This is a genomic window from Variovorax raffinosi, from assembly GCF_051216615.1.
Classification (GTDB): domain Bacteria; phylum Pseudomonadota; class Gammaproteobacteria; order Burkholderiales; family Burkholderiaceae_C; genus Variovorax.
On sequence record NZ_JBPJZR010000001.1, the window covers coordinates 430,488 to 447,411 of the forward strand.

Consider the following 16,924-nt stretch of genomic DNA (forward strand, 5'->3'; position numbering starts at 1 on the left):
GGAGAACGGTACAGAACCATGCCGGCAATCTTAGGCGCTTGCGCGCAGACTAGGGGCCCGGGATGCTCCTACCCTCACCCCATCCCTTTTAGGAAACACACATGCCACTCGTTCGAATTGACCTCTCCAACGACAGCCCCGAGACGCTGGGCACCGCCATCGGCGACCTCATCTACCAGGCGATGAGGGACACCATCAACGTGCCGGAAGACGACAAGTTCCAGATCATTGCGCGACATGGCGCGAGCGAGCTTGTCCGTCCGGCCAGCTACCTTGGCATCGAATACTCGGCAGGCTTCGTGGTGATCCAGATCACGCTGAACCAGGGCCGCTCGGTCGATCTCAAGAAGGCCTTCTACCGGCGCGTGGCCGATGCCCTGCACAGCCAGTTGGGCATCCGGCGCGAGGATGTCTTCATCAACCTGGTTGAGGTGGTGAAGGAGAACTGGTCGTTCGGCAACGGGGAAATGCAGTACGCCTAGCGGCGAAAATCCTGGCGATGAAACGCCAAGGCACGCTCGTTCGATGGGAAAAAGACCGGGGCTTCGGCTTCATTCGGTGCTCCGAAATTTCTGCCGACGTCTTCGTGCATCTGCGCGATTTCGCGGATCGCGGCGCGATACCGCAGGTCGGCATGACGCTGACCTTTGACGAGATTCATGTGGGAGGCAAAGGGCCGCGCGCCGTGGCGGTTCAGGCGGTCGGCGCGACTCAGCAACAGCGGCAACCACCCCGACAACGAGCTTCCGGCTCATCACGCGGGCAAGGCCATCGCAATAACACCGCGCGCGGCCGGGATGCCGTGCCCTCTTCTTCCTCGATGCTGCCAATGGCGATTCTGGGCGTCGGCTACGTCGCACTGCTTGCCTATGGCGTGTGGACTGGGCGCATTCCGCCGATCGCTCTTGGTGTGTTGCTGCTGCTCAACCTGTTGACGTTTTTTGTCTACGGGTTCGACAAGAACGCCGCCGCAACAGGCCGCTGGCGCACCGCTGAAAGCACGCTGCATCTGCTCTCGCTGATCGGCGGCTGGCCGGGTGCATGGTGTGCGCAACGGCTCTTGCGCCACAAGGTTCGCAAGACGAGCTTCATGGCGGCCTACTGGGTGACGGTGCTGGCCCACATCGCGGCGGTGGCAGCCTGGGTCGGCAAGCTCTTGCCAGCCGGCTTGCCGGCTTTCTGAACTCAGCGCGGCTTGCGAATGCTGCCGCGAACCGGGCCGGACGCCTTGCGCGGTGCCGAGCCGTTGTCGCGCGGCGGCAGGCCGGTGTGCTGCGTCAGGATGCGGCCCTTCGAGGGCTTCACCGGCGTCAGCTTGACCGGCGCAGATGCAGCAGCGGGCGCTGTCGTGGAATTCTTGCGGCGCGCGCTCGTGTAGCCGCCATCGGTCAGCGGCTGCCACGTCGGAATCAGGTGGTGCTTGCCATTGCCGATCAGGTCGGCGCGGCCCATGCTCTTCAGCGCCTCGCGCAGCAGCGGCCAGTTGTTGGCGTCGTGATAGCGCAGGAAGGCCTTGTGCAGGCGGCGGCGCTTGTCGCCACGCACGATGTCCACCGTTTCGCTCTCGCGCGTGATCTTGCGCAGCGGGTTCTTGTTGGTGTGGTACATCGTCGTCGCAGTGGCCATGGGCGACGGGTAGAACGTTTGCACCTGGTCGGCGCGGAAGCCGTTCTTCTTGAGCCAGATCGCGAGGTTCATCATGTCCTCGTCGCTGGTGCCCGGGTGCGCGGCGATGAAGTACGGAATGAGGTACTGCTTCTTGCCCGCCTCGGCCGAGAACTTCTCGAACATCTGCTTGAACTTGTCGTAGCTGCCGATGCCGGGCTTCATCATCTTCGTGAGCGGGCCCTGCTCGGTGTGCTCAGGCGCGATCTTGAGATAACCGCCGACGTGGTGCTGCACCAGCTCCTTCACGTACTCGGGCGACTGCACGGCCAGGTCGTAGCGCAGGCCGGAGCCGATCAGGATCTTCTTGATGCCGCGCAGCGCACGCGCGCGGCGGTAGATCTTGATGAGCGGATCGTGGTTCGTGCCCAGGTTCGGGCAGATGCCGGGGTACACGCAACTGGGCTTGCGGCAGGCCGCTTCGATCTCGGGGCTCTTGCAGCCCAGGCGATACATGTTGGCGGTCGGGCCGCCCAGGTCGGAGATGGTGCCGGTGAAGCCGCTCACCGAATCACGGATGGCCTCGACCTCCTTGATGATCGAATCTTCCGAGCGGCTTTGAATGATGCGGCCCTCGTGCTCGGTGATCGAGCAGAAGGTGCAGCCGCCGAAGCAGCCACGCATGATGTTCACGCTGAAGCGGATCATTTCCCACGCGGGGATCTTGGTCGCGCCGTCGTGGCTGCCTTTTTCGTCGGCGTAGCGCGGGTGCGGGCTGCGCGCGTACGGCAGGTCGAACACGTAGTCCATCTCGGCCGTGGTCAGTGGAATGGGCGGCGGGTTGATCCACACGTCGCGCGCCGTGGTGCCCTCGCCGTGTGCCTGCACCAGTGCGCGGGCATTGCCGGGGTTTGTTTCGAGGTGCAGCACGCGGTTGGCGTGGGCATAGAGCACCGGGTCGCTGCGCACCTGTTCGTACGAAGGCAGGCGGATCACCGAGCGGTCTCGTGGCGGCACGCTGATCTTGCCCCGGCTTTGCAGTGCCGGGTTGGGCATGAAGGTCAGCGGCTTGATGGCGGGGTTGACCACCGACTGAAGCGCCGGCGAACCGGCCGTCTCCGCCGCCTTGGCCACATCGTTCGCCTCGTCTTCCTTCGCGCAGGTGGCACCGTTGGCCTTGGCCTGCTCGGACACCATCAGGTACGGGTTGACGTGCGCCTCGACGCGGCCCGGCTCGTCCACGCTGGTGGAGTTGATCTCGAACCAGGCTTCGGGCGTTTCGCGCCGAACGTACGCGGTGCCGCGCACGTCGGTGATCTGCTGCACCGGCTCCTTGGCGGCCAGGCGATGCGCGATCTCGACGATGGCGCGCTCGGCGTTGCCGTACAGCAGCAGGTCGCACTTGGAGTCGACCACGATGGAGCGGCGGACCTTGTCCGACCAGTAGTCGTAGTGGGCGATGCGGCGCAGGCTGCCTTCGATGCCGCCGAGGATGATCGGCACGTCGTTCCAGGCTTCCTTGCAGCGCTGCGAATAGACGATGGCCGCGCGGTCGGGGCGCGAGCCGCCGACGTCGCCGGGCGTGTAGGCGTCGTCGCTGCGGATCTTCCGGTCGGCCGTGTAGCGGTTGATCATCGAATCCATGTTGCCGGCGGTCACGCCGAAGAACAGGTTCGGTTTGCCCAGCACCTTGAAGGGCTCGGCGCTTTGCCAGTCGGGCTGGGCAATGATGCCCACGCGAAAGCCCTGCGCTTCGAGCATGCGGCCGATCACCGACATGCCGAAGCTCGGGTGGTCGACATAGGCGTCGCCCGTCACCACGATGATGTCGCAGCTGTCCCAGCCGAGGGCGTCCATCTCCTTGCGCGTGGTCGGCAGGAATTTGGCCGTGCCAAAACGGGCCGCCCAGTACTTGCGGTAGCTGGTCAGCGGCTTGGCGGCACGCGCGAAAAAGGAGACGTCGACGGGGGCGTTCATCGGTGGGAGTTGACAGCGCCAAGGGCGCGCTGTTGTGGGCAACCCTCGATTTTAGGGTTTTCCAGCATCCCTGTCGCGAAACATCCAGTGGCCGGGCTCGCTTGCGGTTTTCACATGATTGCCAAAGTCAATCATGTGAATGACAATGGCAACCATGTCCACGCCATCAACCACCGTCGATACCGCCGCCGTCAAGGCGATCCGGCAGTTCAACCGCTTCTACACACGCCACATCGGCGCCCTCGACCCCTACCTCGGCAGCCCCATGTCATTGACCGATGTGCGTGTGCTGTACGAACTGGCGCACCGCGAAACAGCGGTTGCCAGCGAGATCGGGCGCGACCTCGGGCTCGATGCCGGCTACATGAGCCGCATCCTGCGGCGCTTCGAGACCGAAGGCTGGCTCACGCGAACACCGGATGCGCGTGATGCACGGCAAAGCGTGTTGCGCCTGACCGACGCCGGCCACGCCGCATTTGCGCCCCTGCAACAGAAATCGCGCGACGAAGCCGCCGCCCTGCTCGCCCCGCTCGCAGCGGGCCAACGCGAGCAACTGATGCAGGCCATGGGCACGATGCAGTCGCTGCTCGACCCGGCCGTCGCGCCCGCCAGGACCCAGACCGCCGTACTGCGCGACCCGGCGCCAGGCGACATCGGCTGGGTGGTGCAGCAGCACGGGGAAATCTATGCGCGCGAATACGGCTGGGGCAGCAAGTTCGAGGCACTGGTGGCGGGCATCGCGAGCGAATTCCTGCTCAAGTTCCAGCCTGAGTGGGAGCACTGCTGGATCGCGGAACTCAACGGCGAGCGCGTGGGCGCGATCTTCGTGGTGCGCAAGTCAGCCACGGTGGCGCAACTGCGATTGCTGATTCTTTCGCCGGCTGCGCGCGGGCTGGGCCTGGGCGGGCGCCTTGTCGACGAATGCATCGCCTTCGCGCGGCGCAAGGGCTACAAGAAGATGGTGCTGTGGACCAACAGTGGCCTGCTGGCCGCGCGCGGCATCTACGCCAAGCGCGGCTTCAAGCTCACGCAATCGGAGCCGCACGAGGGCTACGGCGAGCCGCTCGTGGGTGAGATCTGGGAGCTGAAGCTGTAGCGCCTTGCCTTGCTCCTTCCCCCTCTGGGGGAAGGCTGGGATGGGGGCAGGCAGAGCGCCGGAGATGAAGGCCGTCGTGCCCCCACCCCAACCCTCCCCCGGGAGGGGAGGGAGAAAGAAAGAAAAGCGCTTACTGCATGAACCAGCCGTGGCTCACCACGAGCGACTGGCCGGTCAGCGCATTCGTCGGGAAGCCAGCGAACAGCAGCGCCACGCGCGCCACGTCTTCGGTCGTGGTGAATTCGCCATCGACCGTTTCCTTGAGCATCACGTTCTTGATGACTTCTTCCTCGCTGATGCCCAGCGTCTTGGCCTGCTCGGGAATCTGCTTCTCGACCAGCGGCGTGCGAACGAAGCCCGGGCAGATCACGTTGGCGCGCACGCCATGCTTGGCACCTTCTTTCGCAACCGTCTTGGCCAGGCCGATGAGCCCGTGCTTGGCCGTGACGTAAGGCGCCTTCAGCAACGAGGCTTCCTTGGAGTGCACCGAGCCCATGTAGATCACGCTGCCGCCACGGCCTTGCGCATACATGTGCTTGAGGCACGCCTTGGTGGTGAGGAACGCGCCGTCGAGGTGAATGGCGAGCATCTTCTTCCAGTCAGCGAAGCTGAACTCTTCGACCGGATGAACGATCTGGATGCCGGCGTTGCTGATCAGGATGTCGATACCGCCGAAGGCTGCGGCGCCCTCTTCCACCGACGCATTGACCTGGTCTTCATTGGTCACGTCGACGCCCACGCCGACGGCCTGCGCGCCCGTTGCCTTCAGCTCGGCTGCGGTGGCATCCGCCGCTTCCTTGTTGAGGTCGGCAATGATGATCTTCGCGCCTTCCTGCGCGAAAAGAATGGCGATTTCCTTGCCGATACCGCTGGCCGAGCCGGTGATGTAGGCGACCTTGTCCTTGAGTTGCATGTGAGTCTTCCTTGAGAGTGGAGTTGAGAGGTGTCGACAGGAATCAGGCGAGATAGTCGTGCTCGACCGTGCCGAGTGCAAGCGTCATGTCGGCGATGTAGTGCACGGCCGATTCGACCTTCAGCACCGGCAGTTCGGCTACGGGCGCCAGCGCATGCGGATGCAGTTCGAGCGAACCTGGCCCGCCCCATGCGCCGTGCAGCGTCACGTCGACCATGTGATAGCGCACCAGCTCGCAGATGCGGGCCGTGCCGTCGACGTGCGGAATGATCTTGAGCAGGAAGTTGGGCTGCGCGATGCCCGCAAGGATCGGCGCGGGGTCGAGCGTGCGGTGCTTGAAACCCATCGTGGCCTTGGCCACGCGCACCTTGCCGTAGTCGAGCGTGCCGACGACCACGTCGGTCTCGTAGTCGAGCACCGGCGAGGCGAGCTTCTTCGGAAAACCCCACAACTCGCGCCCGCCTGCAATCGGCGGATGGTCGTTGAGGTACATCGCGTGAACGTACGCGCCCTTCTCCACGCCCTTGGCGGTGCGCAGTTGCACCGGAATCACCTGGCCCGATTCGGTGTAGTCGCCGAAGCCGGTGGAATCGGGCATGCGGATGAATTCGTACTTGACCAGCGGCTCGACCACTTCGAGCGGCTCGGGCACCACGGCGCGCAAGGCGTCCATGTCGGTGCGGTACGTGATGATGAGAAATTCGCGCCGGACAAAGCGATAGGGTCCGGGCGGAAAGGCGGGGCTGGTCAGCGGCATCGCAAAGGCCTGGCGCCGCACATCTTCAATGTTCATGAACATTTCCTCCTGTTGAAGTGGCTACCCAGTCTGGCGCTGGTTTCTTAGTTGAAACTGAACCTGGCTTGTCTTCTCTCAGCGCGACAGGCCGGGCCGCTTGACGCGCCCCGCACCATGCTCGCCCAGGTCGAAGGTGGTGACGCCGTTGACGGTGGCATCGGCGCGCAGCGTCTCGGGATGCGCCAGCGTCACGCGCATGTCGCGCGCGCCCGACTCCCAATGCTCCTCGACCGCGGCGCGCGAGAACTCGTAGTCTTTCGATTCGAGTTCGTAGGGCTTGTCGCGGTAGATCAGGTGAAAGATGTCGATGGGCTCGTGCGTGAGCTGCGACTGCACAGCGAGCACGCTCGGGTCTTTGCGCAGGCTGGCCGGCAGCTTGGTGATCAGGTCGGCAATGGCCTGCTGCAGGTTCATGTTGGCAGCCATCGCATCGGTGTTCATGCGGGTGCGGCTCGAATAGGTGATGTCCTTCTGCCGCTCCATCACGCCCGCCATGGTGCGCGGCATTTCGCCGCGTGCATTGAACAGGTCGACCTGCAGCACCACCAGCGGCTCCGAGCGCGGGTGCATGTCGAGCACGTACTGCAGCGGCGTGTTGGAGACGATGCCGCCATCCCAGTAGTCGTCGCCATCGATGGTGATGGGCGCAAAGCCCGGCGGCAGCGCGCCGCTGGCCATGATGTGCTCGGGGCCGATGCGCTGGCGCGTGTTGTCGAAGTACACCGAATTGCCGGTGCGCACATTGACCGCGCCTACGCTGAAGCGCGCTTCGCAGGCGTTGATGCGATCGAAGTCGACCAGCCGCTCGAGCGTGGTCTTGAGTGCGGAGGTGTCGTAGTAGCTCAGCAGCGGCGCCGCGCCGCCCATCAGCAAGGCCGGCGAATAGCGCGGCTCGAAGAAGCCCGGGATGCCCACCAGCGAGGCCATCGTGGCGCTCCACTGGTTCTGCGTGGCCCGGTCGCCCATCCATGAAGGAAGCCGCTGCGAAGGCCCCGAGGACACCAGGTGCCAGAACTCGCGCAGCCGGTCGACGCGCTGCTCCGGTGCGTTGCCCGCGATCAGCGCCGCGTTGATGGCGCCGATGGAAACGCCTGCAATCCAGTGCGGCTGCAGGTCGGTTTCGCTGAGCGCTGCATACACACCCGCCTGGTAGGCACCGAGCGCCCCGCCACCCTGCAGCACGAGCGCCTTGCGGGCGTTGCGCATGTCTTCGCGGCGAGATGCGAAAGGGTTGAGGGGTTGGGATGCGGCACGGGGTTTCTTCTTCGTTGGTGTCGTCATGCGTTCATTTGACACCAGCCGTGCGACATCAACCTGACCAGGGGTTGTTCACTCCTGGAACGATTTCACATCTTCGGCAGCAACTGCCCGCGAATCTCGCCACCCGCATTGGCCGCGGTATGCACGTTGGCGTACCACTTGCCTGCAACCAGGTCCGCAGCCTGCGCGGGCGTGAGCGTGGCCTGCCCCTCGATCGGACTTGCCGGATTGGCGAAGGGCAACACCACGCCCGCATTGGCACCAGCGGCCGCAGGGCCATGGAAGTGCGCCATCGTGGCCGGGCCGCTCAGGCCGGTGTAGGTGATCTTGTACTTGAGTACGTTCGTATCGCGGTCGAGCCAGGCTTCGGCCAGGCCGCTGCCGCGCGTCATGTTCGGCGGGACTTCGCTGGCGGCGTTCATCGTGCCGCTGAAGCTGGCGACGTTCGACTTCGACATCAGTCCGCAGCCGGCCAGCGCTGCAGCAGCCACTCCGGTCACGAGGGCTGCGCGCAAAAGGGTGCCATATCGGTTCATGAGCGTTATCTCCTGGTTATGAATACGAACACGCCAGCATAGGCAGCCCGCGGGCCATGTGTTGTCGGCCACCACCCCGACTTTGGCCTGCGTTGGGTGCGTGAAAGAGAATGCAACGATGACTTTCAATGCCCTCCCCACCGCCCGCGCCGTGGTCGATTTCTGGCGCGAAGCCGGCCCCGACCGCTGGTTTGCCAAGAACGAAGCTTTCGACGCGGAGTTCATCTCGCGCTTTTCGGCGGCCCACCAGGCTGCGGCCCGCGGTGAACTCGATCACTGGACGCGCGACGCCGAAGGCACGCTGGCACTGCTCGTGTTGCTGGACCAGTTGCCACGCAACGCATGGCGCAACAACCCCCACATGCTCGCCACAGACGGCCTGGCGCTGGCAGTGGCGCACAAGGCGGTGGACGCGGGCTTCGACTTGCAGGCCGATGAAGCGCTGCGCCGGTTCTTCTATCTGCCGTTCATGCACTCGGAAGTGCTTGACGAGCAGGAGCGTTCGGTCGAACTCAATTCGGCACTGGACGACAACACACAACGTTTTGCCGTGCTGCACAGGGATATCGTGGCGCGCTTCGGGCGCTTTCCGCATCGCAACAAGATGCTTGGGCGGCGGTCTACTGTAGAGGAGCAGAAGTTTCTGGATGAAGGTGGCTTTGCGGGCTGACTGGGCGGTTGTCATCCGGGGCTAGTGCGAATGACACCAGGTGCTCCCCTCCGCGAATGTCCCCCGCTTCGCTCCTCCTTTATTTCGCTGCGGGGAGCACCTGGTGTCATTCGCACTGGGACACGCTCTGTGTTTGCGGCCGATCAACGACCGCTCTGTCCAACGCTCACGTCGATACGGGGCTCTTTTTCGCGAAATAAAGGAGGAGCGAAGCGGGGGACATTCGCGAAAAAGAGCACCGTGTCGGCGTGAGCGTCGCCCTGAACAGCAGCGCCCCAAAACCTCAAGCGTCGTTGTGAGCCAACGGCACGTCCCGCGTAGGCGAAGGATTCAGATCGACCGCGCCCTTCGCATCTTTCATCGAGCCGTAGGTACGCGCATAGACCCAGGTGAACTCCGCCCCCAGCAGGAAGATCTGCGCCGAGTAGTACACCCATACCAGCACCACCACCAGCGAGCCCGCCGCACCATAACCCGAGGCCACGCTGCTCTTGCCGATGTACAGGCCGATCAGGTGCTTGCCCACGGTGAACAGCAGCGCCGTGACCGCCGCCCCCACCCACACGTCGCGCCACTGCACCTTGGCGCGCGGCATGATCTTGTAGATCATCGCGAAGATCACGGTGACCATTCCGAAGCTGAAGACGAAGTTGACCACCTGCGCCAGCGTCTCCCAGGCACCGAAGATCGGCGACCACCACTTGCCCAGCGCAGCCAGCGCGGCGCTCGCCACCAGCGACACCATGAGCAGAAAGCCGATGCCCATGATCATGCTGAACGACAGCAGCCGCACGCGCAGCATGTTGAACAGGCCCTTGTTCTTCTCGCGGGCCGGCGCACGCCAGATGCGGTCCAGCGCGTCCTGCAGTTCGCCGAAGACGGTGGTCGCGCCCACCACCAGCAGACCGATGCCGATCACCGTGGCCACGATGCCCTCGGCCGGCTTGTTGACCGCCTTCAGCATGCCCTGCACCGCCGTTGCGCCCTGCTCGCCCATCAGGCCCGAGAGCTGGGCGAAGATCTCGCCGCGCGCCGCCTCCTGCCCGAAGACCAGCCCCGCCACCGCAATCACGATCAGCAGCAGCGGCGCGATGGAAAACACCGTGTAGTAGGCCAGCGCCGCACCCATGCTGGGCGCGTAGTCGTTCGACCAGGAAGCCACGGCGCGTTTGCAGAGATCGAAGAGTGCGCGGATTTGCATGAGCATGGAGTCTCCCTGTGGATTGGCCCGGGGCATGTCGGCCCGGTGCCCGGCATGTTGCAGGTCCGCCTACGATAATCGCTCCACATGCAATCGTCTCCCCCAGCCTCCGGCGCGGTGGCGCCATCCACACCCGCCCAACCCCAGTCGCCGCGCGACCTGTTCGTGTCATTCACCTGGCTTGCGCTGCAGGGCTTCGGCGGCGTTCTCGCCATCGTGCAGCGCGAGATGGTCGAGAAAAAGAAGTGGCTCACGCCCGAGCAGTTCCTCGAAGACTGGGCCGTGGCCCAGGTGATGCCAGGGCCCAACGTGATCAACCTCGCCTTGATGATCGGCGACCGCTACTTCGGCCTGCGCGGCGCCCTCGCCGCCCTGGCGGGCATGCTGACCATTCCACTCGTCGTCATCCTCGCGCTGGCTGTGCTCTATGCGCACTACGCCGGCAACCCGCAGGTGGCGGCCGCGCTGCGCGGCATGGGCGCGGTGTCGGGCGGGCTGATCGCGGCCACCGGCATCAAGCTGGTGCCGCAGTTGCGCAAGCACCCGCTGGGCTTTTCGGTCTGCCTGGCGATCATGGCGCTGGTGTTCCTGGCCATCACGGTGCTCAAGATCCCGCTGGGCTGGGTGCTGCTGGTGCTGGGCGGCGTGGCCTGCGTGTGGACCTGGCGAAAGATCCCGGCATGACCATCGCAATGCAATGGCACGACTGGCTGGCCCTGTTCGGGCAGTACCTGCTGCTTTCACTGCTGTCGATCAGCGGCGCCATCACCACCGTGCCCGACATGCACCGCTTCCTGGTGGCCCAGCATGGCTGGCTCACCGATGCGCAGTTCAGCTCCTCGGTCGCCATCGCTCAGGCCGCGCCGGGGCCCAACGTGCTGTTCGTGGCGCTGATGGGCTGGAACGTGGGGCTCAACGCGGGCGGCGGCATCGGCGCGGGGCCGGGGGCGTGGCTGCTCGGCTTCTTCGGCCTGCTGGTGACCATGATCGGCATCATGCTGCCGAGCACCACGCTGACCTACTTCGCCACGCGCTGGGGCCATCGCAACCGCACCCGCCGCGAGGTGCGCGCCTTCAAGCAGGGCATGGCGCCCGTGGTGGTGGGCCTGCTGATCGCCACCGGCTGGGTGCTGGCCACCGGTAACCATGCCGGCAATGCGCCTGCCTGGCACCTGTGGCTGCTGACCGGTGCGGCTGCGCTTATCGTCTGGCGCACGCGCATCCACCTGCTCTGGCTGCTCGGTGCCGGTGCGGTGCTGGGCGCCATCGGTTTCGTCTGACCCTTTCTTTTTCTCAACGCTTCTTCGGGAACACATCCTCATGTCGCAACTTCGTCCGCTCGGCCGCTCCGGCCTCCTGGTTTCTCCGCTCGCCTTCGGTGGCAACGTGTTCGGCTGGACGGTGGACGAGGCGGCCTCGTTCAAGCTGCTCGACGCCTGGCTCGACGCGGGCTTCAACTTCGTCGACACGGCCGACGTGTACTCGGCCTGGGTGCCGGGTCATACCGGCGGCGAGTCCGAAACCATCATCGGCAAGTGGCTCAAGCAAAGCGGCAAGCGCAACCGCGTGGTGCTGGCCACCAAGGTCGGCAAGCCGATGGGCGAAGGCAAGGTGGGCCTGGCGCCCAAGTACATCCGCGAAGCGGTCGAGGCCTCGCTCAAGCGCCTGCAGACGGACTACATCGACCTCTACCAGTCGCACGACGACGATGCCAACACGCCGCTCGAAGAATCGCTCGGCGCCTTCGACGCGCTGATCAAGGAAGGCAAGGTGCGCGCCATCGGTGCCTCCAACTACACCGCGCCGCGTCTGGCCGAGGCACTCGACGTGTCGGAGCGCCTCGGCATTGCACGCTACGAAAGCCTGCAGCCCCTGTACAACCTGTACGACCGCGCGGTGTTCGAGGATGCCCTCGCGCCGCTGTGCCTGAAGCGCGAAGTGGGCGTGATCAACTTCTACGCGCTGGCCGCCGGATTCCTCACCGGCAAGTACCGCACCGAGGCCGATGCCGCCAAGAGCGCGCGCGGTGCCAACACCACCAAGAAGTACCTGAACCCGCGCGGCCTGCGCATCCTTGATGCGCTCGACCGCGTGGCCCAGCAATACAACGCCAAGCCGGGCCAGGTCGCCATCGCCTGGCAGATCGCACGCCCGGGCGTGACGGCGCCCATCGCCAGCGCCACGTCGATCGCGCAGCTCGAAGAACTCGTGGTGGCCACGCAGCTCAAGCTCGACGCCGGCACCATCGAGATGCTGGACCGCGCCAGCGCCGAAACAGCGGCGGCCTGAACCAGGCAAACGGACGCCGGCAATGAGCATCTTCGATTCGATCGCCACGCCCGCGCTCGAACACTTCGTCGACCTGCGCGTCGAAGTGGGCGTGCCGCAGGCGTTCGGCAGCAGTCCGCGCGGGCTGCACCGTGTCGTGCCCATCACCGGCGGCGAAGCCATCGGCCATGGCTGGCGCGCACGCGTGCTGCCGGGCGGCAGTGACTTCCAGTTGATCGCGAGCAACACCTTTTCCGAACTCGACGCACGCTACGGCCTCGAGACGGATGCGGGCGATCTCGTCTACGTGCAGAACCGCGCCATCCGCTCGGCCCCGCCGGAAGTGATGGCGAAGCTGCTGCGCGGCGAGCCGGTCGATGCGGCGCAGGTCTATTTCCGTTGCAACCCGCGCTTCGAGACCGCATCTCCGGCGCTGAAGTGGATCAACGAACGCATGTTCGTCGGCGCGGGCATCAGGCACCCCGCCGAAGTGCTGATGCGCTTCTTCACGCTGGCCTGACAGCGCCCACCGCGCCGTTCAAACAGCCGGCTGTGTGTATGCCGCGAGACGGTCGCGGTCGAGCAGCTCGACGCCGCGGTAACGCAGGCGCAGCATGCCCTCTTCTTCCCACAGCTTGAGCTGGCGGTTCACGCTCTGGCGCGACACGCCCAGCATGAAGGCCAGGTCTTCCTGCGACACCGCGAGCATCGCCGCCTCGTTGGCGGAAGCCGGGTGCACGTCGACGGTCAGCAGCCGGTGCGCGAGCCGCACGGGCAGCGGCATCAGGATGGCATCGTCGATCCATGCCAGCGCCTGCCGCAGCCGCAGGCAGACCAGTCGCGTGAAGGCCATGTGCACGTCGGGCCGCTCGGCGATGAGGCGATGGAAGTCTTCGGCGCGCACCACGGCCATCTCGGTGTCTTCGACCGCGCAGGTGTCGTAGACGCGCTCGCGCCCCACCAGCAGCGAGACTTCGCCGAACCAGTGGCCGGGCTCCAGCACCCCGATCACCGCCTCGCGCCCGCCCGGCGCCACCACGCTCACGCGCAGCGATCCCGCGATCACGCCGAACAGCGCATCGGGCGACGAGCCCTTGAGGAACAGCGAATCCCCGCGCACAAGGCGCTTGCGATGCGCCACGTCGAGCAGCGTCTGCTGCACGTCATCTGGCAGGCGCATGCGGTCGTCGGCATCGATCGGCTCGGGGGCGGGAGTGGTCATTGCGGGTTTGCCCCGAATCGCAACCGTCTGCACCGGACAGTCTGCGTCGAAGGGGCTGCCGATGGTACGTCCGTACCCGCCGCCGCGCACCGTCAGCCGTCGACCGGGTTCAGCGGCGTGGCAAGGATGCGCTGGTAGAAGGCCACGTCGAGCCAGCGGCCGAACTTGAAGCCGGCCTGCCGCACCGTGCCCGAGTGCTCGAAGCCCAGGCGTTCGTGCAGCCCGATGCTGCCGGCATTCGCCGCGTCGATGGCGCCGACCATGACGTGCACGTCGCGTGCAATGGCCTCGGCGATCAGCGCCTCCATCAACGTGCGGCCCAGGCCCGCGCCGCGGTTTGTGCTGTCGACGTAGACCGAATGCTCCACCGTGTACTTGTAGGCCGGGAAGGCGCGAAAGGCGCCGTAGCTCGCAAAGCCCAGCAGCTTGCCGCTTTCTTCGTCCACCGCGCCGATCACCGGAAAGCCGTTGGCGCGCTTGGTGGTGAACCACGCGACCATGTTCTCGGGGGTGCGCGGCTTGTAGTCGTACAGCGCGGTCGAGGTGACGATGGCTTCGTTGAGGATGGCGAGGATGGCGCCCGAGTGGGCTTCTTCGGTGCAGGGGACGAGACGCATGGTGTTCCTTTCGAGGCTGCATGGACGTTTTGTGGCACGCCCAATCGTTTAATATAGGAGAATAATAATCTCATATGAGAAACACTTCACCTGCCCCGGGCGACCCGGCCGCGAACATCGATGCGCTCATCGCCACCCGCCTGCTGGCCCTGCGGCAGGCGCAAGGGCTCAGCCTCGCCGAGCTGGCCGAGCGCTCGGGCGTCAGCAAGGCGATGATTTCGAAGGTCGAACGCGCACAGAGCAGCCCCACGGCAGTGCTGCTGGGGCGCCTGGCCGCCGGGCTCGGCGTGCCGCTGGCGCAGCTTCTGACCGAGGACAAGGCACAGCCCCAAAGGCTGCGCACGCGAGCCGCGCAGGAAACCTGGCGCGACCCCGAGGCGGGCTACCTGCGCCGGCAGGTCGCGGAGCGCCATGCAGGCAGCGGCGTGGAACTGGTCGAGGTCGAACTGCCGCGCTCCGCGCAGGTCAGCTACCCGCGATGGAGCGGGAAGCCCTATCGCCAGTGCCTGTGGATGCTCGAAGGCGCCTTGCGGGTGGACTATGGCGACGAGCGCTTCGAGCTGGCACCCGGCGACTGCCTCGACTTCGGCGTCGACCGGCCACTAGTCTTCAAGGCGCTCGGGCGCAGCGCCTGCCGCTATTTGCTGGTGGCCAGCCCGGAGTAGTCGCACGGGGGCGTGGGCGCCCGAACGGGAGTTCACACAGGCTTCACGCCGCGCGCACATGGCGTCGCTAACTTCGCATGCACTCCGCAGATCGCGGTGTTCATCGACTTCGGTCAGTTGCCCCATGCCAACTTCATCCAGCTTCTTTTCTCCTCTCGCGCCCTCTTCTTTCGTGACGGCCGGCACGGCCCCTGCACCCAACGCCATACACAGCATCGGCAGCCTCAAGGTCGATCTTCTCGTGGTGGGCGCGAGCTTTGCCGGCCTGGCCTGCGCCCGCGCCGCGGCGCGTGCCGGGCTCAGCGTGATGGTGTTGGAGAAAAAGTCCAGCGCCGGCGCCAAGCTGCACACGACGGGCATCATCGTCAAGGACGCGGTCGACAGCGTGCCGTGGCTGGGCGAAGTTCCGCCTGAACTCGTGCGCCGCATCGACGGCGTGCGGCTCTACGCGCCCAACATGCGCCATGTGGACCTGCACGCGCCCGGCTACTGGTTCTGGGCCACCGACGCGCCCGCGCTGCTCGACTGGATGGTCGATTCCACCCGTGCCTGCGGCGTCGACGTGCGGCTGGGCACGCTCTTCGAGCAGGCACTGTGGGTGAACGGCCGCTGGGAAGTGCCCGTGACGCAGGGCCCATGCATCACGGCCACGTACCTCGTGGGCGCGGACGGTCCGCACTCGCGCGTGGCCAAGGCGCTCGGCCTGTCGCGCAACACGCGCTTCCTGTACGGCGTCGAGCATGAATACCAGGGCGCGCGCATGGCGCCCGACCTGCTGCATTGCTTCATCGACCGCAAGCTGGCGCCGGGCTACATCGGCTGGGCGCTCGACGGTGTGGGCGTGAGCCAGATCGGGCTGGCGCGCCGCATGGTGCACAACGATGCAGGCGCGCTGCGGCTCGACCCGCTGCTGCGCAAGATCGCCTCGGTGGTAACGCCGGGCGACGCGCCACCGGTGGCGGTGCGCGCCGGCATGATCCCTTGCGGCGGCGTGTTGCCGATGGTTGCACGCGAGCGGGCCTTGCTGGTGGGTGATGCGGCCGGCATGGTGTCGCCGGTCACGGCCGGTGGCATCCACACGGCGTTGCAGCACGGTGAGCGCGCGGGCGAGGCGGTGGCGCGCTTCGTGCGCGGCGAGGCCGACGATCCGGCCACCTGGTTCGTGCGCAGCTACCCGAGCTTTCTGCTCAAGCGCACGCTGCGCTGGGCCTTCGACAATTTCCAGAGCGACTGGATGTTCAACCACCTGCTGGGCACGCCGCAGATGCGGCGCGTGGCGGAACTCATCTACTTCCACCGCAAGGGTGGGCCGCCATCGAAGGGCTAACGAAAGTTCAGAGGCTGCGCTGGCGCATCGCCTCGTAGAGGCACACGCCGCTGGCCACCGAGACGTTCAGGCTCTCGACCGCACCGGCCATCGGAATGCTCACCAGCTCGTCGCAGGTCTTGCGGGTGAGCTGGCGCATGCCCTCGCCCTCCGCGCCCAGCACCAGTGCCAGCGGACGCTTGAAGTCGCTCTGGTAGATCGTGCCCGGCGCATCGTCGCTGGTGCCCACGCACCAGATGTTGCGTTCCTTGAGCTCGTTGAGCGTGCGCGCGAGGTTGGTCACCATGAAGTACGGCACGGTCTCGGCCGCGCCGCTCGCCACCTTGGCCACGGTGGCGTTGATGCCGGCCGCATGGTCCTTGGGCGCGATCACCGCGTGCGCGCCGGCACCGTCGGCCACGCGCAGGCAGGCGCCGAGGTTGTGCGGGTCGGTCACGCCGTCGAGCACCAGCAGCAGGGGCACGGTGCCGGCCTCTTCGAGGCCTTCGAGCAGTTCGTCGAGCGAATGGATTTGCGCGGCGGGTTCGACCCGCGCCACCACGCCCTGGTGGCCGTGGCTGCCGCTGAGCTTGGACAGCCGCAGGCCATCGGCCTCGACCAGCCGCACACCGGCTTCTTGCGCGCGGGCGATGAACTGTTTCATGCGCGCATCGCGCCGGCTGGCGTCGAACATCACTTCGAGCACCGATTTGGGCGCGGTCTTGATGCGCACGCCCACGGCATGGAAGCCGAAGATCACTTTAGGGGAAGACATCCTCCGATTATCCCCAC

The 16,924-nt window shown here is 65.9% G+C and carries 19 protein-coding genes; 10 read left to right on the plus strand and 9 right to left on the minus strand.

What is annotated here, in order from left to right; genetic code table 11:
• The first annotated feature begins 101 nt into the window (after window positions 1-101).
• The gene (locus ACSFB7_RS02030; protein WP_435466572.1) at window positions 102-482 is read left to right on the plus strand and encodes a tautomerase family protein; all 381 of its coding nucleotides are present in this window, start codon (window positions 102-104) and stop codon (window positions 480-482) included.
• A gap of 17 nt (window positions 483-499) precedes the next feature.
• Complete coding sequence (locus ACSFB7_RS02035; RefSeq protein ID WP_435466574.1) at window positions 500-1,183, plus strand: DUF1294 domain-containing protein; 684 nt, start codon at window positions 500-502, stop codon at window positions 1,181-1,183.
• 2 nt (window positions 1,184-1,185) lie between these two features.
• Here ACSFB7_RS02035 and ACSFB7_RS02040 read toward each other — a convergent pair whose 3' ends face one another.
• On the minus strand, window positions 1,186-3,582 hold the full coding sequence (locus ACSFB7_RS02040; protein ID WP_435466576.1) for a YgiQ family radical SAM protein: 2,397 nt from the start codon (window positions 3,580-3,582) through the stop codon (window positions 1,186-1,188).
• Between the two features lie 154 nt (window positions 3,583-3,736).
• Here ACSFB7_RS02040 and ACSFB7_RS02045 point away from each other — a divergent pair, with 154 nt between their 5' ends.
• Window positions 3,737-4,678, plus strand: a complete 942-nt coding sequence (locus tag ACSFB7_RS02045; RefSeq protein WP_435466578.1) for a bifunctional helix-turn-helix transcriptional regulator/GNAT family N-acetyltransferase — start codon at window positions 3,737-3,739, stop codon at window positions 4,676-4,678.
• Between the two features lie 130 nt (window positions 4,679-4,808).
• On the opposite strand, the gene ACSFB7_RS02050 is transcribed toward ACSFB7_RS02045, so the two are convergent.
• The 4 genes from ACSFB7_RS02050 to ACSFB7_RS02065 form a co-directional block, all read right to left on the minus strand.
• Complete coding sequence (locus ACSFB7_RS02050) at window positions 4,809-5,591, minus strand: 3-hydroxybutyrate dehydrogenase (protein WP_435466580.1); 783 nt, start codon at window positions 5,589-5,591, stop codon at window positions 4,809-4,811.
• A gap of 43 nt (window positions 5,592-5,634) precedes the next feature.
• Window positions 5,635-6,384 (minus strand): acetoacetate decarboxylase, encoded by a 750-nt coding sequence (locus tag ACSFB7_RS02055; protein ID WP_435466581.1) that lies wholly within the window; start codon window positions 6,382-6,384, stop codon window positions 5,635-5,637.
• Between the two features lie 78 nt (window positions 6,385-6,462).
• Window positions 6,463-7,668: a patatin-like phospholipase family protein gene (locus tag ACSFB7_RS02060; RefSeq protein ID WP_435466583.1), complete on the minus strand. Its 1,206-nt coding sequence runs from the start codon at window positions 7,666-7,668 to the stop codon at window positions 6,463-6,465.
• A 65-nt stretch (window positions 7,669-7,733) separates the two neighbouring features.
• Window positions 7,734-8,183, minus strand: a complete 450-nt coding sequence (locus tag ACSFB7_RS02065; protein WP_435466585.1) for a CHRD domain-containing protein — start codon at window positions 8,181-8,183, stop codon at window positions 7,734-7,736.
• Between the two features lie 118 nt (window positions 8,184-8,301).
• On the opposite strand from ACSFB7_RS02065, the gene ACSFB7_RS02070 reads away from it, so the two are divergent.
• The gene (locus tag ACSFB7_RS02070; protein ID WP_435468046.1) at window positions 8,302-8,853 is read left to right on the plus strand and encodes a DUF924 family protein; all 552 of its coding nucleotides are present in this window, start codon (window positions 8,302-8,304) and stop codon (window positions 8,851-8,853) included.
• A 283-nt stretch (window positions 8,854-9,136) separates the two neighbouring features.
• Here the strand turns inward: ACSFB7_RS02070 and ACSFB7_RS02075 are convergent, their stop codons facing one another.
• Complete coding sequence (locus tag ACSFB7_RS02075; RefSeq protein WP_435466587.1) at window positions 9,137-10,060, minus strand: YihY/virulence factor BrkB family protein; 924 nt, start codon at window positions 10,058-10,060, stop codon at window positions 9,137-9,139.
• An 81-nt stretch (window positions 10,061-10,141) separates the two neighbouring features.
• Between ACSFB7_RS02075 and ACSFB7_RS02080 the strand changes: the two genes are divergently transcribed.
• The 4 genes from ACSFB7_RS02080 to ACSFB7_RS02095 are packed head-to-tail and all read left to right on the plus strand — an operon-like array spanning window position 10,142 to window position 12,842.
• Entirely contained in the window at window positions 10,142-10,738 is a 597-nt protein-coding gene (locus tag ACSFB7_RS02080) for a chromate transporter (RefSeq protein WP_435466589.1), read from the plus strand.
• Window positions 10,735-11,334 (plus strand): chromate transporter, encoded by a 600-nt coding sequence (locus tag ACSFB7_RS02085; RefSeq protein WP_435466591.1) that lies wholly within the window; start codon window positions 10,735-10,737, stop codon window positions 11,332-11,334. The genes ACSFB7_RS02080 and ACSFB7_RS02085 overlap by 4 nt, the downstream gene beginning before the upstream one ends.
• A gap of 40 nt (window positions 11,335-11,374) precedes the next feature.
• A complete protein-coding gene (locus tag ACSFB7_RS02090) occupies window positions 11,375-12,343 on the plus strand; it encodes an aldo/keto reductase (RefSeq protein ID WP_435466593.1) in 969 nt (322 codons plus the stop codon).
• 22 nt (window positions 12,344-12,365) lie between these two features.
• Window positions 12,366-12,842, plus strand: coding sequence for a DUF3237 domain-containing protein (locus tag ACSFB7_RS02095; RefSeq protein ID WP_435466595.1), 477 nt, complete (start codon window positions 12,366-12,368; stop codon window positions 12,840-12,842).
• 18 nt (window positions 12,843-12,860) lie between these two features.
• Here ACSFB7_RS02095 and ACSFB7_RS02100 read toward each other — a convergent pair whose 3' ends face one another.
• The gene (locus tag ACSFB7_RS02100) at window positions 12,861-13,544 is read right to left on the minus strand and encodes a Crp/Fnr family transcriptional regulator (RefSeq protein WP_435466597.1); all 684 of its coding nucleotides are present in this window, start codon (window positions 13,542-13,544) and stop codon (window positions 12,861-12,863) included.
• A 92-nt stretch (window positions 13,545-13,636) separates the two neighbouring features.
• The gene (locus ACSFB7_RS02105; protein ID WP_435466598.1) at window positions 13,637-14,161 is read right to left on the minus strand and encodes a GNAT family N-acetyltransferase; all 525 of its coding nucleotides are present in this window, start codon (window positions 14,159-14,161) and stop codon (window positions 13,637-13,639) included.
• 74 nt (window positions 14,162-14,235) lie between these two features.
• Here ACSFB7_RS02105 and ACSFB7_RS02110 point away from each other — a divergent pair, with 74 nt between their 5' ends.
• Both ACSFB7_RS02110 and ACSFB7_RS02115 read left to right on the plus strand, forming a co-directional pair.
• Window positions 14,236-14,826, plus strand: coding sequence for a helix-turn-helix domain-containing protein (locus ACSFB7_RS02110; RefSeq protein ID WP_435466599.1), 591 nt, complete (start codon window positions 14,236-14,238; stop codon window positions 14,824-14,826).
• 124 nt (window positions 14,827-14,950) lie between these two features.
• On the plus strand, window positions 14,951-16,153 hold the full coding sequence (locus tag ACSFB7_RS02115; protein WP_435466601.1) for an NAD(P)/FAD-dependent oxidoreductase: 1,203 nt from the start codon (window positions 14,951-14,953) through the stop codon (window positions 16,151-16,153).
• Window positions 16,154-16,160: 7 nt separating this feature from the next.
• Here ACSFB7_RS02115 and rlmB read toward each other — a convergent pair whose 3' ends face one another.
• Window positions 16,161-16,907, minus strand: coding sequence for a 23S rRNA (guanosine(2251)-2'-O)-methyltransferase RlmB (gene rlmB / locus ACSFB7_RS02120; protein ID WP_093240947.1), 747 nt, complete (start codon window positions 16,905-16,907; stop codon window positions 16,161-16,163).
• Window positions 16,908-16,924: the final 17 nt, after the last annotated feature.